This window comes from Rhizobium esperanzae, from assembly GCF_002204185.1.
GTDB lineage: Bacteria > Pseudomonadota > Alphaproteobacteria > Rhizobiales > Rhizobiaceae > Rhizobium > Rhizobium esperanzae.
The window spans coordinates 21,115-46,184 of sequence record NZ_MXPU01000028.1; the positions used below are offsets into that span (position 1 = coordinate 21,115).

A 25,070-nucleotide genomic window follows, 5' to 3' on the forward strand; every position below is an offset into this window, starting at 1 on the left:
GCAACCGGCGCAATGAACCAAATGTACCTTTCGCGGCATTGGATTCAAATTTAACCTTTCTTAGCAAGTCTCTGTTAGCAATTCAAAATGGGCAATTTTCCTTGCCGAAAACGTCACCGTCGATCTTGGTTTGCGTGCAGGTTCTTATGCGTTCATCGGCTGTATCAGCAATTCTCCTCGCCGCCGTGATCCTGTCGGGATGCTCCACGAGCTCTGGCGCCGAAGACGTGCTCACCCCTGTACCGTCCAAGGAAACCACAAACGCCATCGCGAAGCCGAGCGGTCCGATACCGGCCGCCGCCGTTGGCGAAGCCGCCCCACAGGCAAGCCCGCCGCAGGAAGCATTGAGCTGGACGGGACCGGTTCCGGAACCGCAGGCGCTGGTGCCGGCGGAAAGACCGGTTGGCATGCCGATGCCGACGGAAAGGCCGGTTGCGATGTTGATGCCAGCCAATCCGGGGATCGACCCGGATCCAGGCTCGAAATCACCGACGCGCTCGCGGATTTATAGCCACCGCTTCCGCGACGCCAAGCCGATCAACTTCGGCAGGACGTCACCGAGAAAACTTGCCGTGCATGGCGTCGACGTCTCGCGCTGGCAGGGCGAGATCGATTGGGAAACTCTCAGGCAGCAGGGGGCCAACTTCGTCTACATCAAGGCGACGGATGGCGGCGATCACCTCGATCCGATGTTCAGGAAGAACTGGCGCCGCGCCAAGGAAGCCGGCCTGAAACACGGCGCCTATCACTTCTTCTACTGGTGCCGGACGGCCGGCGAACAGGCCGACTGGTTCATCCGCAACGTTCCGAAGGAAGCCAACGCGCTTCCGCCGGTCATCGACGTCGAATGGAACGGCGAATCGAGCTGCAAGCGGCGCATTTCCCCCGCCCGCGTCCGGGAAAAGATGCAGGTCTTCATGGACAAGCTGGAGCGTCATTATGGCCAGCGCCCGATCATCTACACGGCACCGGACTTCTACCGCGACAATTTGAAGGGCCAGATGCTCGACTATCCCTTCTGGCTGCGCTCGGTCGCCGCTCACCCCTCCAAGGTCTATCCCGGCCGCAAGTGGCTGTTCTGGCAATATTCCGGCTCCGGCCTATCCGACGGCGTCGACGGCAAGATCGACCTCAACGTCTTCAACGGCAGCGAAAGCGACTGGCACGATTGGGTGGCGTCGCGATAGCGATGGCCCGCCGTGCCACTCCGGAACAGGCGAAACGACCGAACGCGTATCCGCTAGGTCTTTGCTAACGCAATGCCTTCAGCATTCCCTAAATGCTTGCAGGTAAAAGACGATCATCCAGTTCTGGGGAAACGGCTGATGAGCATATCCGGGATTACCAACACTGCTCTTTCGGGAATGCGGGCGCAGACGATGCGGATCGGCGCGATCGCCAACAACGTCGCAAATAGCAGCACGCCTGACTACGCAAGGCTGAACACCAGCCTCACCGCCGCTGCATCAGGCGGCGTCCAGGCGACAGTCAGCCCGACGGGGTCGGATGTCGACCCGGCCACCGAACTAACCGATCTCATCGAAGCCGAACAGGCCAACAAGGCGAACGCAGTGGTCTTCGAGACCGGCGCGGACATGTGGGAAATGCTGATGAGCATTAAGCGCGACTGAATGCGACTCTCAAACTCGTCGTGCTGTTATAAATCTGCTTTGCATCGGACCTATGTCGATCTGCCGATTGCGCCGGCCGTCGCGAAATCAGCCGCTCTGTTAGCGGAATTGCCCGTTACGCGCTTACACATCATCTCAGGAAAGAATTCCGTTTGCGCCGCACCACCTTATCAATTCTTCTGAATTTGGCCCTGATAACCAGTGCTGGCGCTAACGAAGACCTTTTCGGTGTTTGGCGTGACCTGTTCACACGCTGTCGAATTGCCATGGAGACGGGCAAAGACTTTGATGCAACAGGACTACGCGACCTTGGGCGTGACGTTAGAACGGCGGCCCCGGTGACCGCACATGGGGTACCCTTTCCGCTTCTGCATGGGTACAAAATGGCTGAACAGCGCTGGGAGGTTCCCGGAGCTCGATTCGTTGTCGTGGAAATCGAGTATCCACCCGATCATGGCAAATCGCGACGTGCGTGCAAACTCGAACTCGCTCAGGGAGCAAAGCCGATCTCGGCAGGCGAAGAAAACCAACTGAGGACGGCATTTCTTGCCGAGCGAGATGTACTCCTCGGCACTGGGCGCTACGAGCGGTGGAACCCGGACCCCATATTTTCCACCAACCTGGGTGTTCGGTTAGCCGAGAAAAATCCTTCGGACTGCCGCGTCGTTTCTCTCATGCAAATCGAGACCCGATCCCAATCGCCATCGTTTTTCGCGACAGGCACCGCCGAACAAGACGCAGCCTGTGGTGCAGCGCCTCGTTTTGCTCATCCATAAAATAGAAAGCCGCGATCTTAACGGAGCCAAACCGGCTTCATCAGGAACGGATAGCGGCTAATTTCAGCGTGTGAGAGCGATGTCAGGAATGCGCCGGCTCGTTTTGGCGCTGTGCAGCAAGGGCAGCGAGATCGGCGGGTTTCAGTTCTACGGATTCACCGCAGCCGCAGGCCGATGTCTGGTTGGGGTTGGTGAAGGTGAAGCCGGAGCGGAGCGTCGTCTGCTCGAAACCCATTTCGGTGCCGAGCAGGTAAAGTACGGCTGAGGGTTCGACCCAGACCTTGGCGCCGTCGCGCTCGATCAGATCGTCCTTGGCATTCGGCTCGGTCACCAGGTCGATGGTATATTCCATCCCGGCGCAGCCGCCCTTCTTGATGCCGACACGAACCCCTTTCGCTTCCGGTCCGGAATTTTCGACGATCGCCTTGACGCGAGCGGCAGCCCCGTCCGTCATGCTCATCACTGCAAAGCCCATCGGCTTCATCTCCTTCCACAACCGGGGTCAAGATCCGGTGCTTCGTGAATCAAATGTAGTCGCCCGAGGTAAACGGATCAATACCGCGCGCGGTACTGCGTACTAGCGCAGCTCAGTACCGGTTCAGTACCAGCCGACGGCGACCTGCGCCTCCTCGGACATGCGGTCCGGCGTCCATGGCGGATCGAAGGTCATTTCGACCTCGACGCCCGACACACCTTCGACGGCGCCAACGGCATTCTCCACCCAGCCCGGCATCTCGCCGGCAACCGGGCAGCCGGGCGCGGTCAGCGTCATCATGATCTTCACCATCCTGTTGTCCTCGATGTCGATCTTGTAGACCAGGCCGAGTTCGAAGATGTCGGCAGGGATTTCCGGGTCGTAGACGGTCTTCAGCGCGGCGATGACGTCATCGCTCAGCCGCGCCAGTTCATCGGCCGGGATGCTGGAATGCACGATGCCTTCGCGCACGTCGATCTTCTGTTCGCTTTCGTCCAGGCTCATCACGGACACTCCTCAGGCAAAGAACTTGCGCGCATAATCAAGCGCATCAGCCAGCGCATCGACCTCGGCGCGGGTATTGTACATGCCGAACGATGCACGGCATGTGGAGGTGACGCCGAAGCGTTTCAAGAGCGGCATGGCGCAATGCGTGCCGGCCCGCACGGCAATTCCCTGCCGGTCGATCACCATCGAGACGTCATGGGCGTGGAGGCCGGCAAGCTCGAAGGAAAAAATGCTCCCCTTGCCGGCCGCCGTCCCGAACATCCGCAGCGAATTGACCGACCGGAGGCGCTCGGCTGCGTAAGCTGCAAGATCGGCCTCATGCCGGGCGATCGCCTCGCGGCCGATCTTCTCCATAAAGTCGAGCGCATAACCGAGCCCGATCGCCTGCACGATCGGCGGCGTGCCTGCCTCGAAGCGATGCGGCGGATCGTTGTAGGTGACCGCGTCCTCGGCGACTTCGAAGATCATCTCGCCGCCGCCCTGGAAGGGGCGCATCTGCGAGAGCCGCTCCTTCTTGCCGTAGAGTACACCGATGCCGGATGGGCCGTAGAGCTTGTGGCCGGTCATGACATACCAGTCGCAATCGATATCCTGCACGTCGACCGGCAGATGCACGGCGCCCTGGCTGCCGTCGATCAAGACCGGAATGCCGCGCTCATGGGCGATGCGGCAGACCTCCTTGACCGGAACGATCGTGCCGAGCGCATTCGACATATGGGTGATGGCGACGAGCTTGGTGCGCTCCGTCAGGCTCTTTTCGAAATCCTCGATATGGAAGGCGCCCTCGTCGTCAACAGGCACCCAGACCAGTTTCGCGCCCTGCCGCTCGCGGATGAAGTGCCAGGGCACGATGTTGGAGTGGTGCTCCATGATCGTCAGGACGATCTCGTCACCTTCGCCGATCTGAGGCATGCCCCAGCCGTAGGCGACCGTATTGATCGCTTCGGTCGAATTCTTGGTGAAGACGATGTCGTTGACCGAAGGGGCGTTGAGGAAGCGGCGCACCTTCTCGCGCGCAGCCTCGTAGGCATCCGTCGCGACATTGGAGAGATAATGCAGGCCGCGATGCACATTGGCATATTCATGGGCGTAGGCATGCGAGATGGCGTCGATCACCACCTGTGGCTTCTGGGCCGAGGCGCCGTTGTCGAGATAGACCAGCGGCTTGCCATGCACCTTCTCCGCCAGGATCGGAAAATCCCGGCGGATGGCTTCGACGTCGTATGGCGTGGCCGGCACGATCTTGTCCATTGTTATATCCGATCAGGCGTGCTTCTCGAGCCAGGCCGAGATCACGCCTTCCAGCGCCTCGACCAGGGCTTCGTCTTCCAGTTCCTCGACGATCTCGGCGACGAAGGCGTTGACGAGCATCGCCCGCGCCTTGTTCTCCGGAATGCCGCGCGCCATCATGTAATAGAGATGGTTGGCGTCGATATCGGTCACGGTCGCGCCATGGCCGCACTGGACGTCGTCGGCGAAGATCTCGAGCTCGGGCTTGACCGAGAACTCGGCATCGTCGGACATCAGCAGCGTATTGCAAGCCATCTTGGCGTCGGTCTTCTGCGCATCGGGCGCCACCCGGATCATGCCCTGGAAGACACCCTTGGCGCGGTCGAAGACGACGTTGCGAATCACTTCGGTCGAACCGGTATGCGGGACGTCGTGGCCGAGCACCATCGTCACGTCCGTATGGCTCTCGGCCCCGAGCAGGTTGATGCCGCGCAGCGTCAAATCGGCGCCCTCGCCCGTCACCTTGATGTGCAGTTCCTGGCGTACCAGCTTGCCGCCCGCATTAATGACGAACAGCCGGAGCTTGGCGTCGGCGCCGAGATCGACGCGGATCTGGCCGAGATGCGTATCGTCGGCGCCCTGCTGCTGCAGGATGATCCAGGTCAGCTCCGTGCCTTTGCCGACGGTAATGTCACTGATATGAGACACGAAGGCAGCGTCACCCGTCACCGAACGGTGACGTTCGATAACGGTTGCCTGGACGCCGGCGCCGAATGAAACGGGAAGGCGCGTATGCGTCTGCCCGCCGGCATGGATGAACTGGATCTCGAGCGGATCTTCAAGATCGGTATTATCAGGCACGTCGACCACATAACCGTCGCGCACGAAACTGCCATTGATGCGGCCGACCGCATCGTCGCCGCCGAGCGCATCGAGCCCGCCTGCGGCCGAGCCGTCGCGCAGACTTTCGCTATAGGCTGACACGCCGAGACCCTCTGCGGCCGCCTTCTGATTGGCATGGCCCTGGATCACCGCCAGCACACTGGAACCCGCGACGAGCGGCTCAAGCGGGTCGGAACCGGCGTCGCCGGCCTGCGACGGCAAGCCGCGCAGCAGGTTTTTGAAGTCAGTGTAATGCCAGGCTTCGATGCGGCGCGTCGGCAGGCCGGCCTTCTTCAGGTCATCGAGAAGCCGGTCGCGCAGCGCCGTCACCGCGCCATTGCCCGGCAGGTCACCGATCTGCTGGTTGAAGGCCTCGATCAGCGCCGTTTCGGCCGCGGTCAGGCGACTCGTCGTCTGCATGTTCATGGAGGTCGTCCTTTCCACCCGAACTCAGGCCGCCGCGCCGATGATATCGGCATAGCCGTTGGCTTCGAGCTCATGCGCCAGCGTCTTGTCGCCCGACTTGATCACCTGGCCCTTGTAGAGCACGTGAACGGTATCAGGCACGATATAGTCGAGCAGGCGCTGATAGTGGGTGATGACGACGACGGCGCGATCGGGCGAACGCAGCGCGTTGACGCCGTCGGCGACGATCTTCAGCGCGTCGATGTCGAGGCCGGAATCGGTTTCGTCGAGCACGCAGAGTTTCGGCTCAAGCAACGCCATCTGCAGGATCTCGGCGCGCTTCTTCTCGCCGCCGGAGAAGCCGACATTGAGCGGACGCTTCAGCATCTCGGTGTTGATCTGCAGCTTGGCCGCGGCATCCTTGACGCGGCGCATGAAATCCGGCGTCCTCAGCTCGTCTTCGCCGCGCGCCTTGCGCTGCTCGTTCATCGCCACCTTCAGGAACTGCATGGTGGCGACACCCGGGATTTCGACCGGATACTGGAAGGCGAGGAAAATGCCCTTGGCGGCGCGCTCGGAGGGATCGAGTTCGAGAATGCTCTCGCCGTTATAAAGAATATCGCCCTCGGTCACTTCATAGTCTTCACGGCCCGATAGCACATAGGAAAGCGTCGACTTGCCGGAGCCGTTCGGCCCCATGATCGCAGCCACTTCCCCGGCCTTCACCGTCAGGTTCAAACCACGGATAATCTCGGTGCCGTCTTCGGCAATGCGGGCATGAAGGTTTCTGATTTCAAGCATTTCGTTCTTCCTGTTCATAAAGCGGGTTCAAGTGCCGCCTGATTGACCGTTCGCACCGGTCTCGATCCGTCATCCTCGGGCTTGTCCCGAGGATCTAAGCCCTCAATTGTAATCACTCCACTCCCGCGTATTCGGATGCGGTCGATAGACATTCTCAATTTCATCGATGCGCTCGTAGAGGTCCATCCAGGTCGGATTGAGCTCCTCGACGAGCTTAATTTTCCATTCGCGCAAATAGCGCTTCAGCGACTTCTCCCGCTGGATCGCCAACACAATGTTGGGATGATACTCAAACCAGACGAGGTTTTTCGCTCTGTATTTCTCCGTAAAACCCTTATGGATTTCGCTGCGGTGTTCCCAAATGCGTCCCTGCAGATCGCTGGTGACGCCGGTGTAGATTACACCTCTTGGTTTGTCGGCCATCATGTAGACAAACCCGCTCATCCCATCCTCCGCAGACGTGCTTAGATCCTCGGGACAAGCCCGAGGATGACGGAAAACCGCTTAGCCGACACTCCCTTCAAGCGAGATGCTGATCAGCTTCTGCGCCTCGACGGCGAATTCCATCGGCAGTTCCTGCAGGACTTCCTTGACGAAGCCGTTGACGATCAGGGCGATCGCCGCTTCGGTCGGGATGCCGCGCTGCAGGCAGTAGAACAGCTGATCCTCGGAGATCTTCGAGGTCGTCGCTTCGTGCTCGAACTGCGCGGTCGAGTTCTTCGCCTCGATGTAGGGCACGGTGTGAGCGCCGCATTTGTCGCCGATCAGGAGCGAATCGCACTGGGTGAAGTTGCGTGCGTTCGACGCCTTACGGTGGGCCGAGACCTGACCGCGGTAGGTATTGTTGGAAACACCGGCGGCGATACCCTTGGAGACGATGCGGCTCGAGGTGTTCTTGCCGAGATGGATCATCTTGGTGCCGCTGTCGATCTGCTGATGGCCGTTGGAGACGGCGATCGAATAGAATTCGCCTCTGGAGTCATCGCCGCGCAGAATGCAGGACGGATATTTCCAGGTGATCGCCGAGCCGGTTTCGACCTGCGTCCAGGAGATTTTCGAGCGGTGACCGCGGCAATCGCCGCGCTTGGTGACGAAATTGTAGATGCCGCCCTTGCCTTCCTTGTCGCCCGGATACCAGTTCTGGACGGTGGAATACTTGATCTCGGCATCGTCGAGCGCCACGAGCTCGACCACGGCCGCATGCAGCTGGTTTTCATCGCGCTGCGGCGCCGTACAGCCTTCGAGGTAAGAGACGTAGGCGCCCTCTTCGGCGATGATCAGCGTGCGTTCAAACTGGCCGGTGCCCTTCTCGTTGATGCGGAAATAGGTGGAAAGCTCCATCGGGCAGCGAACGCCCTTCGGCACGAAAACGAAGGAGCCGTCGGTGAAAACAGCCGAATTCAGCGTCGCGTAATAATTGTCCGACGTCGGCACGACCGAGCCGAGATATTTGCGAACCAGATCGGGATGTTCGCGAATGGCTTCGGAGATCGACATGAAGATCACGCCTGCCTTCTTCAGCTCCGCCTTGAAGGTGGTGACGACCGAGACGCTGTCGAAAACGGCGTCGACGGCGATCTTCGGCTTCTCGACGCCGGCCAGGATTTCCTGCTCGCGCAGCGGGATGCCAAGCTTCTCATAGACCTTCAAGAGCTCCGGATCGACCTCGTCGAGCGACTTCGGACCCGGCGCGCTCTTCGGCGCGGCGTAATAGTGGATGTCGTTGAAATCGATCTTCGGATAATTGACGCGCGCCCAGGTCGGCTCTTCCAGCGTCAGCCAGCGCCGATAAGCCTCGAGACGCCATTCCAGCATCCACTCCGGCTCCTGCTTCTTGGCCGAAATGAAGCGGATGATATCCTCGGACAGGCCCTTCGGCGCCTTGTCCATTTCGATGACGGTCTCGAAACCGTATTTGTACTGGTCCACATCGATCAGGCGGACCTGGTCGATCGTTTCCTGCACGGCAGCCATTTCATTCTCCAATCTCGCCGGATACAAGGTCCGGCAGCTTGTAGCGCAAGGGCAAATCTCTTTGCCCTGATGTAAGAGGCCAAAAGGGACTTTTCAGCCCGATTGGCAAGCAGAAATTTGCGTTTCCGCAAGTTTATGATGCGGTCAGGCCGCCTCGCCCGCCGACCTGCGCCGGCAGGCGATCTTCGCGAAGGCGGCAATCGCCCTATCGATATCCTCTTCCGCTGTGGAAAAGCCGAGCGAGATACGCAATGCCCCCAGCTTGGCGTCACGCCCCATCGCCGTCAGCACATGGCTTTCGCCGACCTTGCCGGATGAGCAGGCGGAGCCCGCCGAAAGGGCGACGCCTTCAAGATCGAAAGCGATCTGCCCAGTCTCCGCCTTCAGGCCAGGGAGCGTGAAAAAAATCGTGTTGGCGACCCTCGGACCACCGGCGCCGTGGATGATGACATCGGGCGCGGCAGCGTGCATGCCGGCTTCCAGCCTGTCGCGCAGCGCAGCAATCGCAGCGTTCCGTTCCTCAAGATCCTGAAGCACCGCTTCCGCTGCAGCTCCGAAGCCAATCAGCGCCAGCGAATTCTGCGTTCCCGAGCGGTGACCTTTCTCCTGCCCGCCGCCCCGGATCAGCGCCTTCGGCATCAGTGCCTCGCCGCGCGCGATCAGTGCACCCGCCCCCTTCGGTCCACCGATCTTGTGAGAGGAGACGATGATGAAATCCGCGCTGACGCGTTCGATCTCGATCGGCAGACGACCGGCCGCCTGCACGGCGTCGACGACAAAGAGACCGCCGTGCGCCCGCACAATCTTGGCCGCTTCTTCGACCGGCTGGACGATGCCCGTCTCGTTGTTGACGAACATAATCGCCACCATCGGAAGACCTGTCGATTTGTCATGGGCATCGAGCAATGCGGCCAGCGCTTGCAGATCGACGATACCGGCGTCCGTCACCGGGATCTCGGTCGTGCGGTCCTTCGGGAATCGACCTCCCTCTCGTACAGCCAGGTGCTCGACGGCGGAAAAATAGAGGTGCCCGAGTTGAAGCGGCGTGCGGCCCATACGAAAATCCGGCGTCAGCACCAGATTGGCGGCTTCCGTCGCGCCGCTGGTGAAGATCACGTTGCCCGGATCGGTGCCGGCAAGAGCGGCCACCTTGCGCCGTGCGCCTTCGATGGCGGCGCGGGCGGCACGCCCCTCCCCATGCACGCTGTTCGGGTTGCCGAATATGTCGATGGCGCGCATGATCGCCTCGCGTGCTGCGGGGTGCAGCGGCGCTGTGGCATTCCAGTCGAGATAAAGGCGTGGCGGCGCCATGATCTTCAGTCCTGCGCTTGACGAGCTTGCTTCAGCGGCCGCGGTGCATTTTTCTTGAAATTTCCGCCGGGCTTGCCTTATGACACGTTCCACGACGCGTGGATCGCCATGCAAGTTTCGAATTGTTCTAAACTGCGTTTTAGAAAAGCTGACAACATTAGTCAAGTCATGTTGTCGTCCAACGCAGCGCGAACGCGAAATAAAACCCGGAGTACCAATGCCCGAAGTTATTTTCAACGGCCCAGCCGGCCGTCTTGAAGGCCGCTACCAGCCCTCCAAGGAAAAAAGCGCGCCCATCGCGCTCATCCTGCATCCGCATCCGCAGTTCGGCGGCACGATGAACAACCAGATCGTCTACCAGCTCTTCTACATGTTTCAGAAGCGCGGATTCACGACCCTGCGCTTCAACTTCCGGGGCATCGGCCGCAGCCAGGGCGAATTCGACCACGGCGCCGGCGAACTGTCCGACGCCGCCTCCGCGCTCGACTGGGTGCAGAGCCTGCATCCCGATTCCAAAACCTGCTGGGTCGCCGGCTATTCCTTCGGCGCCTGGATCGGTATGCAGCTTCTAATGCGCCGGCCGGAGATCGAGGGCTTCATGTCGATCGCCCCGCAGCCGAATACCTACGACTTCTCCTTCCTGGCGCCCTGCCCCTCGTCTGGCCTGATCATCAACGGCGAGGCCGACAAGGTGGCGCCGGAAAAGGATGTCAACGGCCTTGTAGAAAAACTGAAGACCCAGAAAGGCATCCTCATCACCCATCGCACCGTCGCCAACGCCAATCACTTCTTCAATGGTCAGGTGGAGACGCTGATGAGCGAATGCGAGGATTATCTCGACCGTCGCCTCAACGGCGAGTTGGTGCCAGAACCGGCGGCCAAGCGGATCCGCTGACCGCATAACCCCGGCGTCTGTCCACCGCCATCGTCACAACGCGCTGGGCTTCCCCGACCGCATGCCGGCAGTCAGTTCGTAAGCCGTGTCGAGCACTCCATCGATCAAGATCGGCGCGCGTTCGCGCATGCCGATCTTCCTGAGGACCTGCTGCGAAGCAATGTTTTCGGGATGCGTGAAGGCAATGAAGCCCGACGCGAACTCCCTTGCGAAGAACCAGTCGGCCAGCGCGCTCGCCGCCTCCGTCGCCAGGCCTTTTCCCCACGTCTCTTCGCGCAGAGAATAACCGAGTTCGAATTCTTCGCTCCCGAACCGAGAAATGCCGGCGCGGCCAACGAAGCCGCCGTCCTCGGCGAGAAGCTTATATTTGGTCGTGCCGTCGCGCGCCTGCTCCTCCAACCAGCCGCGCAACCGGTCCTCGGCCTTATCGAGACTCCAGGGAGCGTTGCCCGGAAGGTAGCGCGTCGTCGCCGGCGTTGAATGCAGTTGCTGCAACAGGGCAGCGTCGCCTTCGTCCCACATGACAAAGCGCAGCCGCGGCGTCTTCAATATCGGGCTTTCGCTTGTCATGGCATTGCCAGCACGCCGCCGCTGACGGCAGCCGCAACTCCCGTCGTGCCGGGAAAGGTCAGCGGCAGCCCGTCCAGCGAGCGTACGGCGAGATAGGCCCAGGCCTCGGCCTCCATCGCATCGCCGTCGAAGCCCGCGGCCTCAGCGCTCAACACTCTCGATCCCTCGGCCATCGCCGAGAGTTCGGCCATCAAGGTGCCGTTCAGACGCCCGCCGCCGCAGACGATATAGGCCGAGGGACATTCGGGCAGAAATCCGGCGGATTTGACGATCGATGCGGCGGCGACATGCGCAAGCGTCCGGGCACCGTCTTCGAGGCTCGCCTCATCAGGCCGAAGCGGCGCGAAATCGCCGCGATCGAGCGAGCGCCGAACATTGCCGCGGAAGAACGGGCTGTCGAGATACCGCTCCGCCAAAGCGGGGATCACCTTGCCGCGTCCGCCGATCTCGCCGCCGGCATCGTAGGTTCTGCCGGTCTGCATCTCTATCCATTGGTCGATCAACGTATTGCCAGGGCCGCTGTCGAAGGCGGCGATCCGGCCGTCAGCGCCGATATAGGTGAGGTTGGAGATGCCGCCGACATTGACGAAGCATACCGCCTCTCCCGCCTGCTGGAATTTTCCCGCCAGTGCTGCGTGATAGGCCGGCACCAGCGGTGCACCCTGCCCGCCATGCACCATGTCGTTGGCACGCATGTCGTAGACCACTGATAAGCCCGACCGGCGCGCCAATTCCCAGCCGTCGCCGATCTGTATCGTCAGCCCTTCGTCCGGCCGGTGGAGCACCGTCTGGCCATGGAAACCGAGAACGTCGACGCCATTGGCAGCCAACCCGAAACGCTCGAGGAATGCCGTAACGGCAGTTGCATGCCGCAGGGTCAATTCGAGTTCGATCTCGCGAAGTTCCCCCGGCCGTTCGTTCCTGTCGCGGAGCGGCCGCGCCAGTTCCAGCGCCCGTTTGAGCCGTCCGCGAAAATCGGCATCATAGGGCACACCGAGGAATGGCCCGCGCTCGATGAAGCCGCGGCCATCCGTCCTGATCAGCGCGACATCGATTCCATCCATCGACGTGCCGCTCATCAGCCCGATCGCGGTTCTGATCACGTCCATGAGGCTTGCCTCCCATGCGATTCCCGGATGCACTTTTATAAAAACAGTGCTAAACGCGCCGCGACAGATCAACAACAACGAAGTTGCGTAAGGCCACACGGGACCGAGCGCAGACACCAAGAGACGAAAGCCATGTCCGAGTTCAAGTCCGATTTCCTCCGCACGCTGAAAGAGCGCGGCTTCATCCACCAGGTTTCCGATGAAAGCGGCCTCGACGATCTGTTCGCGAAGGAGGTCGTGACCGCCTATGTCGGCTACGACGCAACCGCGACCAGCCTGCATATCGGCAATTTGATCTCGGCCACCATGCTCTACTGGCTGCAGGAGACCGGCCACCGGCCGATCGCACTGATGGGCGGCGGCACCTCGATGGTCGGCGACCCCTCTTTCCGCGATGAGCAGCGCAAGCTTCTGACGCCAGAGGCGATCTCTACCAATATCGAGGGCATCAAGAAGATCTTCTCGCGCATCCTGCGCTTCGGCGATGGTCCGACCGATGCCTTCATGGTCAACAATGCCGATTGGCTGATGAAGCTCAACTATGTCGAATTCCTGCGCGACGTCGGCCGGCATTTCTCGGTCAACCGCATGCTTTCCTTCGACAGCGTCAAGCTGCGCCTCGATCGCGAGCAGTCGCTCTCCTTCCTCGAATTCAACTACATGATCATGCAGGGCTACGACTTCGTCGAACTCAGCCGCCGCTACGGCTGCCGCCTGCAGATGGGCGGCTCGGATCAGTGGGGCAACATCATCAACGGTGTCGATCTCGGCCACCGCATGGGAACCCCGCAGCTCTATGCGTTGACGACGCCGCTCCTGACGACGAGCTCGGGTGCCAAGATGGGCAAGAGCGCCTCCGGCGCCGTCTGGCTCAACGAGGACGTCTTCAGCCCTTATGATTTCTGGCAGTACTGGCGCAACACCGAGGATGCCGATGTCGGCCGCTTCCTGAAGATCTTCACCCGCCTGCCGCTTTCCGAGATCGCCAGGCTCGAGGCCCTCGGCGGCGCTGAGATCAACGAGGCGAAGAAGATCCTCGCCACGGAAGCCACCGCGATCGTCCACGGTCGCGTGGCGGCCGAAGCATCCGCCGAAACGGCCCGCACAACCTTCGAGGAAGGCCGCGTCGCCGAAAACCTGCCTTCGGTCGAGATCCCGGCCACCGAACTCGACGGCGGCATCGGCCTGCTGTCGCTGATGGTCCGCGCCGGCCTGGCCGGCTCCAACGGCGAAGCCCGTCGCCACATCCAGGGCGGCGCAGTGCGCATCAATGACAAGGCTGTCAGCGACGAACGCCGCCTGATCGGCAGCGGCGAAATCACCGCCGACGGCGTCATCAAGCTCTCGCTCGGCAAGAAGAAGCACATCCTGATCCGCCGCGCGGCCTAGAGCTTTTCCGGGTTAGATTGAAGCATTCTGCCGGAGCAGGTTTTCGTCAGGGCAGAGGCGATTGGCGACGGACATACCCCTCGGTACGTCCGAGCCGATCGCCTCTGATCCTGGCGGAAAGATGCCCGGCCCTCCGGGTTGGCTGAAACGGGCCGGCTGATCGACCGGCCGGCTTGGCCGTAGAGCTGGGCTACGACGCGCGCCGGCCGGTCGACCATCCGACTCCGTTTGAGCCAACAGAATGCTTCAATCTAACCCGGAAAAGCTCTAGGTGGCTTCAACTGAACGTATCTTGAAGCCGGCGCCCACCGCGCCGGCTTTTCTTTTGGCGCGGATCAGTCGGCCCGCGATCGGTATTCCGCTTCGTCTTGTTTCGTCTCTCGAAGGAGAGGTCCGGGCGGATTGACCTCCGAAGCAGGTCGTACGCGCGACCACCAGCCGATCGAGAAGATCGGCGGCGACATCTTTGCGTCGAGCGGAACCAGGAGGACATGCTCGGAGGGGGGGCTCTTCACCGGCTTCAGCCGTCCGCCTTTTTCTGCAGAATTCGAGGCCTCGCCAACTGTCACGGCCATCACGGTGGCCGATAGGAAAGAGACTGTCCGGGCGCACTGCATGGCATCCTCCGACATTGCGCCGGCCGCTGCCGCAGCTGGCCCCAACACTACATCAGAATTCTCTAAAACAAGCAAAGCATCAATGACCAGCCTGTCGCCATAGGTCGGAATTATCCAACTGGCCGCGCTACGATATCGCCTTCCGGGAACCTTTTCCGCCCGACGGGATTTGCGACCAGATGCATTGGGAGCGCCGGCATGATCAACGACCTCTGGTATAAGAACGCCGTCATCTACTGCCTGTCCGTCGAGACCTTCATGGATGCGAACGGCGATGGTGTTGGTGATTTTCAGGGGCTGATGCGCCGTCTCGACTATCTCTCCGGCCTCGGCGTGACGGCAATCTGGCTCATGCCGTTCCAGACTTCGCCCGGTCGCGACGATGGCTACGACGTCTCCGATTACTATAATGTCGACCCGCGCTATGGCTCGCTCGGCGATTTCGTCGAGTTCACCCATGGTGCCAAACAGCGGGGCATCCGGGTGTTGATCGATCTGGTGATCAATCACACCTCGAAGAATCATCCCTGGTTCGAAGATGCCAGGAGCGATCCGCATTCACGCTATCGCGATTGGTACGTCTGGTCAGACAAAAAGCCTGCAAATGCAGATCATGGCATGGTCTTCCCGGGCGTCCAGAAGACGACCTGGACCTATGACGAAAAAACCAAGGCCTATTATTTCCACCGCTTCTACGATCACCAGCCCGATCTCAACACGTCCAATCCCGAGGTGCAGGCGGAGATACTTAAGATCATGGGCTTCTGGATCCAGCTCGGCGTCTCGGGCTTCCGGATGGACGCCGCCCCCTTCATCATCGCCACCAAGGGCGCCGAGGTCACCAAGCCGGTCGAGCAGTTCGACATGCTGAGGAAATTTCGCGAATTCCTGCAATGGCGCCTGGGAGATTCCATCGTGCTGGCGGAGGCCAATATCCTGCCGAAGGACAATTTCGAATATTTCGGCGACGATGGCGACCGCATGCAGATGATGTTCAATTTCCAGGTCAATCAGACGCTGTTTTATGCTCTCGCCACGGCCGACACGCGACCTCTGAAGAAGGCGATGGAGGCCACGAAGCCGCGCCCGGCGACCGCGCAATGGGGGCTGTTTCTTCGCAACCACGATGAACTGGATCTCGGTCGCCTGACGGATAAGCAGCGCGACGCGGTATTCGCCGCGTTTGGACCCGAGAAGAGCATGCAGCTTTATGACAGGGGCATTCGCCGGCGCCTGGCGCCCATGCTCGGCGGCGACCGTCGCAGGATCGAGCTGGCCTACAGCCTGTTGTTCTCGCTGCCCGGAACGCCGGTCATCCGCTACGGCGATGAAATCGGCATGGGCGATGATTTGTGCCTGCCAGAGCGCAACTGCGCGCGCACCCCGATGCAATGGTCGACGGAACCGGAAGGCGGTTTCACCAAAAGCGCAAAGCCCGTTTCGCCTGTTATCAAGGACGGCCCCTACGGCTTCGAGCATATCAATGTCGCCGTCCAGCGGCGCGATCCGAATTCGCTCTTGAACTGGACCGAGCGGATGATCCGGATGCGCAAGGAGGCTCCCGAGATCGGCTGGGGCGATTTCTCAGCGGTCGACACAGGTGACGACGGCGTATTGGCGCTGCGTTATGACTGGCGCGGCAATTCGGTGCTGATCCTGCACAACCTGCATCCGCACCCGACGGAAGTGACCTTCGATCCTGATGTTGGTGAACTCGGGCGATTGCTGATCGATATTGCCGATGGGGCAAGTAGTGAAGCCGACGACAAAGGGCGCCATACGGTCATGCTCGATGCCTATGGCTACCGCTGGTATCGGGTCGGCGGCCTCGACTATCTCCTCAGGCGGAAAGAAATCTAAGTCTCGCTTCCCTCACTGGAATTCGAAAATCTGCCGGAAAACACCAGGCGCGATGATCGACAGCGGATTGATCTGCAGGTTCGGCTGGTCGAACTTGCCGGTGAGCTTGAAAGTGATGCCGATCAGGCCGCGGTCGCTGCCATTGCCGAGGATCACGCCGATCAGCGGCAATTCGGCAAAGAGGCGATTAAGGCCGTAGGCCGGCATGAAGGTGCCCGTCATATCCATATTGCCCTTGCGGTCGCGCACCACGCCCTGGAAAGTCGCGCCGATCTGGTCGCCGCGCAGCACGCCGTTCTCGATACCGACCATGCCGTTGCGCGAGATGACGCGGGCAAAGCCGCGCTGGAAGCGTTGCGACGAGGTGTCAATGTCGCGTTTGACCGCCTCGTTGAGGCTGCGCTGCTCGTTGCCGACAGGTGTCGAGACGATCGAATGCAGGCGCTGTTCGTTGACGATCGAGAAGCGGCGCACATCGAGCGAGCCGTCCCATCCGCCCTGCGGCGAAAGCCGGATCGCCAAGTTGAGCAGGCCGCCCTGTATATGCTGATAGAGATCGGCAAAACGCGATACCGCACCGGCATCGCCGCTGGTGATATTGATGACACCTCCGTCCTTCATCTGGCTGACAACGGCCTCGCCGCTGCCGGTGACGCCGGAAAAATTCAGCGTCTGCAGCTTGTCGCCGCGCAGCGACACCTGCGCCTGGAAATTGCCGACCTTCTCGTCGTTGAAGCCCACGACGTTTTTCAGCTTGGCGCGCACCGATACGCCGGTGTTATCGCCGTCGCCGTCCTCGCCGCCCTCCGAGCCCGATTTTAATCGGGCGATGACCGGCCGCGCATCGGCGCTGTCGCCGGAAACGGAGACGTCGAAATTGCCCTTGCTGCGCTTGACCGACAGAGCGAAATCGTCGAGCGAGGAGAGCCTGACACTGTCGAAATCCGCCGAAATAAGGCCGGCCTTGCCGACAACAAGCGATCCGCTGGCGCCGAAGCCGTCACCCTTCAGCCGGAAATTCTTGATCTCGGTATTCTCGGGCGGGCCGGACATCTCGAATTCGGCGGAGGCGGCAATGCCGCTGCCTTTCGACCAGCCGATCCAGGGCAGGTCGAGCATCGTTTTGGTGAGGTCGAGCTGAACGTTTTGCCGGTCGTCGTCGATCCGCGTCAGCACCATCTTCAGGTTGCCCCTGACGATATCGGAAAGCCCGGGCATTACCTTGCTGCGCTGCTCATCGGAGAGCGTCGCCGTGATTACGCGCTGCCGCTGCACGCCAGACGACGCCTCGACCGGCTCGGTCAGATCGATATTGGCGGGAATGCCGTCGATCTCGCCTTTGGCATCGAGCGTGATCTGCTTCGGATCGCCGTTCAGCATGCCGCTGACATTGCTGATCGTGCGGCCGGAAAACGGCTTGGCAAGATCGACGTCAGCGAGCTTCAGGGCGGCCTTCCACTCGGCCGGCGGCGGGTTTTGCGAAGAGAGCAGTCCGAAATGCGCCTTCACATTCGCGTCGATATGTCCCTTGAAATCGTCGGGCATAAAGCCGGCGCGCTGCAGCACCCGGAGCGGCTTATAGGTGAGGAGTTCGCCTATAGCGTCCGCAGCACCCGATACCGCAAGATCGATATCGGCCATCAGCGGTTTGTCGTAGGCGGACGGTATGACGAACGTCCCCTGCCCGAGGCCGACGGACCGACCGGAGGGGAAATAGGACATGCCGCTCTTGATCGAAATTGTCGCAACGGGACCGGTCAGATCGAAATGCGCCGCCGTATCACGGACCGGCGGAATGTCGCCGGCGACGTTCATCCGCGCGCCGGCAATATCGAAGCCGATGCGGATCTGATTGGCGTCGAGCTTCAATCCTTTACCACCGGCTGCCTCGTCAAGCCGGCCGAAGGGAATGAAGACTGAAATCGAAGCATCGGTGACGGTGCCGCCGAAGAGATTGCCATGCACCCAGGTGCGCACCTTGGGCGCCATCCAGAACGGCCAGAGCTGCTTGATCGCCGTCGTCTGCAGCTCTCTGGACTGGCCGGCGAAGCTGATTTCCGGTGATTTGTCACCGAGCCTGATGTGCAATGCCCCGTAAAGCGCGCCGAGCGGGCTGGAGACGGTCATGTTGGGGAACAGGAATTCCCGGCCGGCGACCATATAGCGTCCGGTCGCCTGGATGTCGAAGGCAACAGGCTGTTCGCCGGAGCCGCTCGGGGCGGCGGTGCCGCCGCTGACGAGCAGATCGATGCCGAAGCCCTTGCCGGCTTTGGGGTCGAGTTTGTCGAGATCGATCAGCGCGCCGTTGAGGGGCAGCGTGGTCGCGCCGAACCGGAGATTCGATTTAGCAATTTCGACTGTCTGCTTGACGAAATCATAGGCCAGATTGATTTGCCCGCCCGACAGCTCCTGCGGATCGCCATCGGCATAGATCAGACCGGGATCGATGTCGATCGTCGCCGCGAGGGCCGGCTCGACGCCATCGCGCGTCCTCGTGGCCGACACCGTCAGGTCGGCAAAAGTGTTAAGCCCCTGCCGTATCACGCCCTGATCGTTGCGTTTCAGCGTAAACGGCGTGAGGTTCGCGTGCTTGAGCGTCGCCACCACCTTCGAGACCTGGCCGTCTTCCTTCTCGGCGAGCACGTCGAGTTCCGCCACCTCGCCGTTAAGCGCAACCTCGCCTCTCAATTGCAGCGAGGATGGCCCGCCATGAGCGAACACCAGATTGTCGACGACAAGCGACAGCGGACCGTTCGCCGTATCGGCAAGCTTGATGTCGATGCCGGAGATGCGCACGGAATTCGTCGAGCCGCGCGTCACGATGCTGTCGAACATGTCGAGTTGCTCGAAGATCGTCTCCATCGCCGCCGGCATGGCGTCGATGCGCAGATCGTCGAGCTTGACCGGGTTGCCGGAGGGCAGAAGCGCGGTGTCGAGTGCGATATCCTCCGCTTCGATGTCCGCAACGGCGATACGGCCGCGGAAAAGCTGCAGCGGATCGAGACCCAGGCGCACCGAACCCGTCGTCGACAGGTGCTGGCCGCTCTTCTGGTCGATCATGTTGACGTTGCGCGCTTCCAGCGCCAGCCGGAAGTCGGAGGTGAAACGGATGACGGTGGAGCCGACTTCGGCACGGTAGCGCGGCCCGGCCACGCCATCGAGCGCCGCCTGCGCCTGTTGCGACAGCGGCTTGTCGAACATGCCGCTTTCGACGGTGAAGACGATGACAGCAAGGATAAGGAGAATCAGTCCGAGAAAAACCGACGTCAGCTTCGCCGTCCGTCGCATCGGCGAACGCGGCGGCGGGCAATGAACGATGATCGGATCCTCGGCCTGAGCGGACGGCAAGCGGTCCAGCGCAACGATTTCCTTCTTGCGAAACGTGACCTTTTCGCCGCGGATGGCTGACATGCGCCCTCGGGCTCTCCCTTAAATCGAAGAATTGAACCCGGCCATGCTGGACGGGTTTCCGTCCACTATATAATTCGGGGAGAGAGAGTGTCATCCACAAACCCGGCAAAAGAAAGGTTTTCCCAATGGCGGTTCCCGGCATCGGTGCCCTGGCCCCCGACTTCAACCTCCCCCGCGATGGCGGCGGCCGTGTCTCGCTATCCGATTTTCATGGCCGGCCGCTCGTTATCTTCTTCTATCCCAAGGATGATACGACGGGCTGCACCGCCGAATCGCTGGCTTTCACTGCGCTGGCGCCGGAGTTTGAAGCAGCAGGTGCTGCCGTAATCGGCATGTCACCCGATTCGGCCGCCTGCCACGACAAGTTCATCAGAAAGCACCGTCTTTTGGTCGCGCTCGCCTCGGATGAGGATAAGACGACGCTGCAGGCCTATGGCGTCTGGAAGGAAAAGAGCATGTACGGCCGCAACTTCATGGGCGTGGAGCGCACGACTTTCCTCATCCGCCAGGACGGCACGATCGCGACGATCTGGCAGAAGGTGAAGGTGCAGGGCCATGCCGAGACCGTGCTCGAGGCGGTCAGGAATCTGGCCGCGTGACCGGTGATCTCGCGATAAGCTCGCTGCGCGGCGGCGCTATCGACGCCATCCGCTCGGCCGACCTCGACCGCAAGACCGCCCTTGCGCAGGAAAGCGCCACCCGCTGGTTCGCCCGCCGGGTGTCGCTGCGCTCACCGCTCGACGCAGCTCTGCCCGAGAGGCCCGGCCGTCCCGAGAAACCGGTGCTGACGCCGCCGACCCAGGTGGAAAAGCGCTCGCTGCACACGCTGAAAGGCCGGATCGCCCTTCTCCATGCCATTGCCCATATCGAACTCAACGCCGTCGATCTCGCACTCGACATCGTCGCGCGATTCGCGTCCGAGCCGGTGCCGAATTCCTTCTTCGACGGCTGGATGCAGGTCGCCTTCGAGGAGGCGAAGCATTTTCGCATGGTGCGCGCCCGCCTGAACGATCTCGGCGCCGATTACGGCGATCTTCCCGCCCATGACGGCCTGTGGCAGGCGGCCCATTCGACGCGCAACGACCTGACGGCAAGGCTGGCGGTCGTCCCGCTGATTCTCGAAGCCCGTGGTCTCGACGTCACGCCGTCGCTGCAGGCGAAGATGCGTGAGACCGGCGATCTCGAAAGCGCGGCGGTGCTCGATGTCATTTACAACGACGAGAAAGGCCACGTCGCCGTCGGCGCCAAATGGTTCCGTTTCCTCTGCGCGCGGGAGAAACGCGATCCGGCAAAGGCCTTTCAGGAGCTGGTGCGCGCCAATTTCCGCGGGCCGCTGAAGCCGCCTTTCAACGACCTCGCCCGCGCCGAAGCCGGGTTGACGCCATCCTTCTACCGCTCATTGGCATCGATCAGCCATGCCTGAGCTGATTGATTTTCTGACGTAAACGGCGCCGACGAAAGCATTCATTAACCATAAACGTGTCTAATTTTCCGAAAGAGGCGTAGAGCATCAATCGGGAGAGCCTGCGTGAACGGCGGACATCAGCACCGGGTATTCGGCAGGCGGGCGCAGGAACATATTCTGATCCTGGCAAGCGGTGACAAGGTCCGCCATATGACGGTTCGGCCTTGGATGGCCGCCCTCGCCTTCTGCTTCCTCGGCGTCTTTTCGATCGGCTATCTCCTGGCGACCTCCTATCTCGTGCTGCGCGACGACCTGATCGGCGCCACCATGGCGCGCCAGGCCCGCATGCAGCACGACTATGAGGACCGTATCGCCGCCCTTCGCGCCCAGGTCGACCGCATCACCTCCCGTCAGCTTCTCGACCAGCAGGTGGTGGAAGACAAGGTCGACAAGCTGATGGAACAGCAGATGGCGCTCACCTCACGCCACGGCAAGCTCGACAACCTGCTCGACCGCGCCGAAAGCTCCGGGCTCACGGATAAGGACAGCGCGCCGTCTTCGCCTGCGCAATCCTATGCCCCCGCCATCAAGGACAAGCGCGCTTCGCTCGGCGAAAGCGGCATTGAGGCGATCGAGAAACAGCTGGCAGGCGGCGCACCGGCCGACGCCACTCCCGACAATACGACCCTCGCCTACGTGCCGGCCACCGAGACGGTCGGCGATCGCGCCGACCGCATCTTCTCCAAGGTGACGCTGTCGCTGAAGGATGTCGAACAGGACCAGCGCAACCGCGTCGAGCAGCTGACGAGCGACGCCGGCAACGCCGCCAACGCCATCGAGAGCGTGCTGACCCGGTTCAAGATCCCCATGCCCGAGACCGCTGCCAAGCAGGACTGGGATGACAGCGCCGTCGGCGGTCCCTATGTCGAGCCGGAGAGCAATGACGACTTCAACAATTCGCTGATCGCTCTCGACGGCGCGCTGACACGGCTCGAAGCGGTACGCAGCACCGCCGAATCCCTGCCCTTCCGCAACCCCGCCCTCGGCAAGGAAATGACCAGCCCCTTCGGCAACCGCCGGGATCCTTTCCTCGGCCGCCTGGCGCTGCATTCAGGCATAGACTTCCGCTTTTCGCCGGGTGAAAAGATCCGGCCGACGGCGCCCGGCAAGGTGATATCAGCCGGCTGGACAGGCGGCTACGGAAATATGGTCGAGATCGATCACGGCAACGGCATCTCGACGCGTTACGGCCACATGTCCCAGGTCCTGGTCACGGCCGGCGATACTGTGGACCGCAACGACGTCATCGGCCTTGCCGGCAGCACCGGTCGCTCGACGGGCACGCATCTGCACTATGAAGTGCGCCAGAACGGCCGTGCGGTCGACCCAGTATATTTCATGAATGCCGGCCTTAAACTCGCCACCTATATTAAGTAATACCCACCCGGTAACCAAAGCTTCACTCTGCACAGGGTGCGGCCTCTCTATTTCTTGACTTGCCGGCCATTCGGAGCTATGTCGCGCTGCATTGCGGCATGCAATCCCGCCGACTCGTTCAGAGCTCGGCCGAACCGGAACGGAAACTGTTTTCCCTTTGACGACATTCGCTGACCTTGGCTTGAGCCAAAAAGTGCTATCCGCTGTCACAGACGCGGGCTATACGATCCCCACACCTATCCAGGCGGGGGCCATTCCCTTTGCGCTCGAGCGTCGCGACATTTGCGGCATCGCGCAGACGGGCACCGGCAAAACGGCATCTTTTGTCCTGCCGATGCTGTCGCTTCTGGAAAAGGGCCGCGCCCGCGCCCGCATGCCCCGCACGCTGATCCTGGAGCCGACGCGCGAACTCGCCGCCCAAGTCGCCGAGAATTTCGAGAAATACGGTAAGAACCACCGCCTCAACGTCGCGCTCCTGATCGGCGGCGTTTCCTTCGAGGACCAGGATCGCAAGCTCGAGCGTGGCGCCGACGTGCTGATCTGCACGCCCGGTCGCCTGCTCGACCATTTCGAGCGAGGCAAGCTCTTGATGAGCGGCGTCGAAATCCTCGTCATCGACGAAGCCGACCGCATGCTCGACATGGGCTTCATTCCCGACATCGAGCGCATCGCCAAGCTCATTCCCTTCACCCGCCAGACGCTGTTCTTCTCGGCCACCATGCCGCCGGAAATTCAGAAGCTGGCCGACCGGTTCCTGCAGAACCCGGAGCGCATCGAAGTGGCAAAGCCCGCTTCGGCCGCAAAGACCGTGACGCAGCGCTTCGTCGCCTCGCACAGCAAGGATTACGAGAAGCGCGCGGTTCTGCGTGAACTCGTCCGCGCCCAGACCGAACTCAAGAACGCCATCATCTTCTGCAACCGCAAGAAGGATGTCGCCGATCTCTTCCGTTCGCTCGAACGCCACGGCTTCAACGTCGGTGCGCTCCATGGCGACATGGATCAGCGCTCCCGCACGATGATGTTGCAGAGCTTCCGTGACGGTAACCTCCAGCTGCTGGTGGCCTCCGATGTTGCCGCTCGCGGTCTCGACATTCCCGATGTCAGCCACGTCTTCAATTTCGACGTGCCGATCCATTCGGAAGACTACGTCCACCGCATCGGTCGCACGGGTCGCGCCGGCCGCTCGGGCGCCGCCTTCACGCTCGTCACCAAGCGCGACACCAAATTTGTCGATGCGATCGAGAAGCTGATCGGCGAAAAGGTCGAATGGCTGAACGGCGATCTGAATTCTCTCCCACCGGCCGAAGAAAGTGCCGACAGCGATCGCCCGCGGCGCAACAGCCGCGAGCGTGGCGCGAAGGGTGAAAGGGGCGAGCGAGGTCGCGGGCGCGGCAATCGCAGCACCGCAGGTCATAAATCTGATAACGACATACAGGAAAATGACGTCCAAGTGATCGCAGCAGCACCAGCAAAGGCCGAAGTCGTGAAGAACGAGCGCAAAGCAGAGCAGAAGCCGCAAAACAATGCGCGCAACAATCGGCCTTATCCGGCGAACGACGACAGCCGCGACCGCCGCCGTCATCGCGATCACGACGACGGCCCGACCCCGGTCGGATTCGGCGACGATATCCCCGCCTTCATGCTGATCGCCGGCAGCGCCAAGGTCTGAGCATCCAATGGGCCGGCCTGGCGTCGACTTCCCGGGCCTTGGCGTCGGTTTGGTGATCCTGCGCCAAGGCAGGATCCTTCTCTACAAGCGCATGCGCCCGCCTGAAGCCGGCTACTGGAACATCGTCGGCGGCAAGGTCGATCACATGGAGCCGGCTGAAGAAGCTGCGCGCCGCGAGGCCGAAGAAGAAACCGGCCTCACGATCGGCCGGATCGAGCGCATCGGCATGACCGAACAGATCATCGATGCCGACCGCCAGCACTGGATCTCCATCCTTTATCTCGCGCGCGACGTCGATGGCGAGCCGCAATTGACCGAGCCGGACAAGCTTTCGGATTTTAGCTGGTTTCCCTTGACCGATTTGCCTGAGCCGCTGTCAGCCTTCACCAAGGCGGCGATCGCAGCCTTGCCGCCAGGCTAGATGTTTGATCCCAGGCTTTGATGGGGCATCCTTGTCTTCCGAATCAAAGGATGCGTTATGGGCCAGGTTCTTCATGGGAGCGCCACGACGACAGAGGCAGTCCGTCGAGCGATACAACATAGTCAAGAGAGCCTGAGGACGCTTTCGAAGCGTTATGGGATCAATCAGAAGACCGTCGCCAAGTGGCGGAAGCGGTCCTCTGTTGCGGACCTTCCGACCGGCCCGAAAGAGCCTAGATCGACGGTGCTCTCCGTCGAGGAGGAGGCTGTTATCGTTGCCTTTCGCCGGTATACGC

General features: G+C 61.3%; 23 protein-coding genes and 1 pseudogene. 12 read left to right on the forward strand and 12 right to left on the reverse strand.

The features are described 5' to 3' along the window. Positions 1 to 146 precede the first annotated feature (146 nt). The 3 genes from B5E41_RS28305 to B5E41_RS28315 all read left to right on the forward strand — a co-directional run bounded on the left by B5E41_RS28305 (position 147) and on the right by B5E41_RS28315 (position 2,407). The gene (locus B5E41_RS28305) at positions 147 to 1,187 is read left to right on the forward strand and encodes a GH25 family lysozyme (protein WP_088396988.1); all 1,041 of its coding nucleotides are present in this window, start codon (positions 147 to 149) and stop codon (positions 1,185 to 1,187) included. Between the two features lie 138 nt (positions 1,188 to 1,325). Further along, a complete protein-coding gene (locus B5E41_RS28310; RefSeq protein ID WP_088396989.1) occupies positions 1,326 to 1,631 on the forward strand; it encodes a flagellar basal body rod C-terminal domain-containing protein in 306 nt (101 codons plus the stop codon). A gap of 152 nt (positions 1,632 to 1,783) precedes the next feature. Further along, the gene (locus B5E41_RS28315; RefSeq protein WP_088396990.1) at positions 1,784 to 2,407 is read left to right on the forward strand and encodes a hypothetical protein; all 624 of its coding nucleotides are present in this window, start codon (positions 1,784 to 1,786) and stop codon (positions 2,405 to 2,407) included. 82 nt (positions 2,408 to 2,489) lie between these two features. Here B5E41_RS28315 and sufA read toward each other — a convergent pair whose 3' ends face one another. From sufA to B5E41_RS28355, 8 genes are all read right to left on the reverse strand, one after another. Further along, positions 2,490 to 2,882: a Fe-S cluster assembly scaffold SufA gene (sufA, locus tag B5E41_RS28320; protein ID WP_064802812.1), complete on the reverse strand. Its 393-nt coding sequence runs from the start codon at positions 2,880 to 2,882 to the stop codon at positions 2,490 to 2,492. Between the two features lie 123 nt (positions 2,883 to 3,005). Further along, positions 3,006 to 3,386, reverse strand: a complete 381-nt coding sequence (locus tag B5E41_RS28325) for an SUF system Fe-S cluster assembly protein (protein ID WP_064802814.1) — start codon at positions 3,384 to 3,386, stop codon at positions 3,006 to 3,008. 12 nt (positions 3,387 to 3,398) lie between these two features. Further along, positions 3,399 to 4,640 (reverse strand): cysteine desulfurase, encoded by a 1,242-nt coding sequence (locus B5E41_RS28330; protein WP_088396991.1) that lies wholly within the window; start codon positions 4,638 to 4,640, stop codon positions 3,399 to 3,401. Between the two features lie 12 nt (positions 4,641 to 4,652). Beyond that, positions 4,653 to 5,927, reverse strand: a complete 1,275-nt coding sequence (gene sufD / locus B5E41_RS28335; RefSeq protein WP_088396992.1) for a Fe-S cluster assembly protein SufD — start codon at positions 5,925 to 5,927, stop codon at positions 4,653 to 4,655. Positions 5,928 to 5,951: 24 nt separating this feature from the next. Continuing rightward, positions 5,952 to 6,707 carry a Fe-S cluster assembly ATPase SufC gene (sufC, locus tag B5E41_RS28340; protein ID WP_088396993.1) on the reverse strand — a complete coding sequence of 252 codons (756 nt, stop codon included), beginning with the start codon at positions 6,705 to 6,707 and terminating at the stop codon, positions 5,952 to 5,954. A 102-nt stretch (positions 6,708 to 6,809) separates the two neighbouring features. Then, a complete protein-coding gene (locus B5E41_RS28345) occupies positions 6,810 to 7,151 on the reverse strand; it encodes a GIY-YIG nuclease family protein (protein ID WP_088396994.1) in 342 nt (113 codons plus the stop codon). 60 nt (positions 7,152 to 7,211) lie between these two features. Next, positions 7,212 to 8,681, reverse strand: a complete 1,470-nt coding sequence (gene sufB, locus B5E41_RS28350; protein WP_064802824.1) for a Fe-S cluster assembly protein SufB — start codon at positions 8,679 to 8,681, stop codon at positions 7,212 to 7,214. A 144-nt stretch (positions 8,682 to 8,825) separates the two neighbouring features. Further along, a complete protein-coding gene (locus B5E41_RS28355) occupies positions 8,826 to 9,992 on the reverse strand; it encodes a cysteine desulfurase family protein (RefSeq protein ID WP_088396995.1) in 1,167 nt (388 codons plus the stop codon). 217 nt (positions 9,993 to 10,209) lie between these two features. Here B5E41_RS28355 and B5E41_RS28360 point away from each other — a divergent pair, with 217 nt between their 5' ends. Then, positions 10,210 to 10,887 (forward strand): alpha/beta hydrolase, encoded by a 678-nt coding sequence (locus tag B5E41_RS28360; RefSeq protein ID WP_064705075.1) that lies wholly within the window; start codon positions 10,210 to 10,212, stop codon positions 10,885 to 10,887. A gap of 33 nt (positions 10,888 to 10,920) precedes the next feature. Here B5E41_RS28360 and B5E41_RS28365 read toward each other — a convergent pair whose 3' ends face one another. Both B5E41_RS28365 and B5E41_RS28370 read right to left on the reverse strand, forming a co-directional pair. Then, complete coding sequence (locus B5E41_RS28365) at positions 10,921 to 11,457, reverse strand: GNAT family N-acetyltransferase (protein WP_088396996.1); 537 nt, start codon at positions 11,455 to 11,457, stop codon at positions 10,921 to 10,923. Next, positions 11,454 to 12,566, reverse strand: coding sequence for an anhydro-N-acetylmuramic acid kinase (locus B5E41_RS28370; RefSeq protein WP_088396997.1), 1,113 nt, complete (start codon positions 12,564 to 12,566; stop codon positions 11,454 to 11,456). Before B5E41_RS28370 ends, B5E41_RS28365 begins: the two co-directional genes overlap by 4 nt. A 132-nt stretch (positions 12,567 to 12,698) precedes the next feature. Between B5E41_RS28370 and tyrS the strand changes: the two genes are divergently transcribed. Further along, a complete protein-coding gene (gene tyrS, locus B5E41_RS28375; protein WP_088396998.1) occupies positions 12,699 to 13,955 on the forward strand; it encodes a tyrosine--tRNA ligase in 1,257 nt (418 codons plus the stop codon). Positions 13,956 to 14,290: 335 nt separating this feature from the next. On the opposite strand, the gene B5E41_RS28390 is transcribed toward tyrS, so the two are convergent. Beyond that, positions 14,291 to 14,572 (reverse strand): hypothetical protein, encoded by a 282-nt coding sequence (locus tag B5E41_RS28390; RefSeq protein WP_088396999.1) that lies wholly within the window; start codon positions 14,570 to 14,572, stop codon positions 14,291 to 14,293. Between the two features lie 198 nt (positions 14,573 to 14,770). On the opposite strand from B5E41_RS28390, the gene B5E41_RS28395 reads away from it, so the two are divergent. Further along, positions 14,771 to 16,432 (forward strand): alpha-amylase family protein, encoded by a 1,662-nt coding sequence (locus B5E41_RS28395; RefSeq protein ID WP_088397000.1) that lies wholly within the window; start codon positions 14,771 to 14,773, stop codon positions 16,430 to 16,432. A gap of 12 nt (positions 16,433 to 16,444) precedes the next feature. Here B5E41_RS28395 and B5E41_RS28400 read toward each other — a convergent pair whose 3' ends face one another. Then, the gene (locus tag B5E41_RS28400) at positions 16,445 to 19,843 is read right to left on the reverse strand and encodes a YhdP family protein (protein WP_088397001.1); all 3,399 of its coding nucleotides are present in this window, start codon (positions 19,841 to 19,843) and stop codon (positions 16,445 to 16,447) included. A 125-nt stretch (positions 19,844 to 19,968) separates the two neighbouring features. Between B5E41_RS28400 and B5E41_RS28405 the strand changes: the two genes are divergently transcribed. The 6 genes and pseudogenes from B5E41_RS28405 to B5E41_RS28430 all read left to right on the forward strand — a co-directional run. Beyond that, positions 19,969 to 20,442, forward strand: coding sequence for a peroxiredoxin (locus B5E41_RS28405; protein WP_088397002.1), 474 nt, complete (start codon positions 19,969 to 19,971; stop codon positions 20,440 to 20,442). Further along, the gene (locus B5E41_RS28410) at positions 20,439 to 21,266 is read left to right on the forward strand and encodes a ferritin-like domain-containing protein (protein ID WP_064802840.1); all 828 of its coding nucleotides are present in this window, start codon (positions 20,439 to 20,441) and stop codon (positions 21,264 to 21,266) included. Before B5E41_RS28405 ends, B5E41_RS28410 begins: the two co-directional genes overlap by 4 nt. A 105-nt stretch (positions 21,267 to 21,371) precedes the next feature. Beyond that, positions 21,372 to 22,685, forward strand: coding sequence for a peptidoglycan DD-metalloendopeptidase family protein (locus B5E41_RS28415; protein ID WP_088397003.1), 1,314 nt, complete (start codon positions 21,372 to 21,374; stop codon positions 22,683 to 22,685). A gap of 157 nt (positions 22,686 to 22,842) precedes the next feature. After that, a complete protein-coding gene (locus B5E41_RS28420; protein WP_088397004.1) occupies positions 22,843 to 24,354 on the forward strand; it encodes a DEAD/DEAH box helicase in 1,512 nt (503 codons plus the stop codon). 7 nt (positions 24,355 to 24,361) lie between these two features. Next, the gene (locus B5E41_RS28425) at positions 24,362 to 24,775 is read left to right on the forward strand and encodes an NUDIX domain-containing protein (protein ID WP_088397005.1); all 414 of its coding nucleotides are present in this window, start codon (positions 24,362 to 24,364) and stop codon (positions 24,773 to 24,775) included. A gap of 57 nt (positions 24,776 to 24,832) precedes the next feature. After that, positions 24,833 to 25,070, forward strand: a pseudogene (locus B5E41_RS28430) (IS481 family transposase); the annotation flags it as partial.

Bases quoted from the DNA above. Each gene is read 5' to 3' on its own strand.
- B5E41_RS28305 (WP_088396988.1), top strand. From the start codon at position 147: ATGCGTTCATCGGCTGTATCAGCAATTCTCCTCGCCGCCGTGATCCTG.
- B5E41_RS28310 (WP_088396989.1), top strand. From the start codon at position 1,326: ATGAGCATATCCGGGATTACCAACACTGCTCTTTCGGGAATGCGGGCG.
- sufA (WP_064802812.1), bottom strand. From the start codon at position 2,882: ATGGGCTTTGCAGTGATGAGCATGACGGACGGGGCTGCCGCTCGCGTC.
- B5E41_RS28325 (WP_064802814.1), bottom strand. From the start codon at position 3,386: ATGAGCCTGGACGAAAGCGAACAGAAGATCGACGTGCGCGAAGGCATC.
- B5E41_RS28330 (WP_088396991.1), bottom strand. From the start codon at position 4,640: ATGGACAAGATCGTGCCGGCCACGCCATACGACGTCGAAGCCATCCGC.
- sufD (WP_088396992.1), bottom strand. From the start codon at position 5,927: ATGAACATGCAGACGACGAGTCGCCTGACCGCGGCCGAAACGGCGCTG.
- sufC (WP_088396993.1), bottom strand. From the start codon at position 6,707: ATGCTTGAAATCAGAAACCTTCATGCCCGCATTGCCGAAGACGGCACC.
- B5E41_RS28345 (WP_088396994.1), bottom strand. From the start codon at position 7,151: ATGAGCGGGTTTGTCTACATGATGGCCGACAAACCAAGAGGTGTAATC.
- sufB (WP_064802824.1), bottom strand. From the start codon at position 8,681: ATGGCTGCCGTGCAGGAAACGATCGACCAGGTCCGCCTGATCGATGTG.
- B5E41_RS28355 (WP_088396995.1), bottom strand. From the start codon at position 9,992: ATGGCGCCGCCACGCCTTTATCTCGACTGGAATGCCACAGCGCCGCTG.
- B5E41_RS28360 (WP_064705075.1), top strand. From the start codon at position 10,210: ATGCCCGAAGTTATTTTCAACGGCCCAGCCGGCCGTCTTGAAGGCCGC.
- B5E41_RS28365 (WP_088396996.1), bottom strand. From the start codon at position 11,457: ATGACAAGCGAAAGCCCGATATTGAAGACGCCGCGGCTGCGCTTTGTC.
- B5E41_RS28370 (WP_088396997.1), bottom strand. From the start codon at position 12,566: ATGGACGTGATCAGAACCGCGATCGGGCTGATGAGCGGCACGTCGATG.
- tyrS (WP_088396998.1), top strand. From the start codon at position 12,699: ATGTCCGAGTTCAAGTCCGATTTCCTCCGCACGCTGAAAGAGCGCGGC.
- B5E41_RS28390 (WP_088396999.1), bottom strand. From the start codon at position 14,572: ATGCAGTGCGCCCGGACAGTCTCTTTCCTATCGGCCACCGTGATGGCC.
- B5E41_RS28395 (WP_088397000.1), top strand. From the start codon at position 14,771: ATGATCAACGACCTCTGGTATAAGAACGCCGTCATCTACTGCCTGTCC.
- B5E41_RS28400 (WP_088397001.1), bottom strand. From the start codon at position 19,843: ATGTCAGCCATCCGCGGCGAAAAGGTCACGTTTCGCAAGAAGGAAATC.
- B5E41_RS28405 (WP_088397002.1), top strand. From the start codon at position 19,969: ATGGCGGTTCCCGGCATCGGTGCCCTGGCCCCCGACTTCAACCTCCCC.
- B5E41_RS28425 (WP_088397005.1), top strand. From the start codon at position 24,362: ATGGGCCGGCCTGGCGTCGACTTCCCGGGCCTTGGCGTCGGTTTGGTG.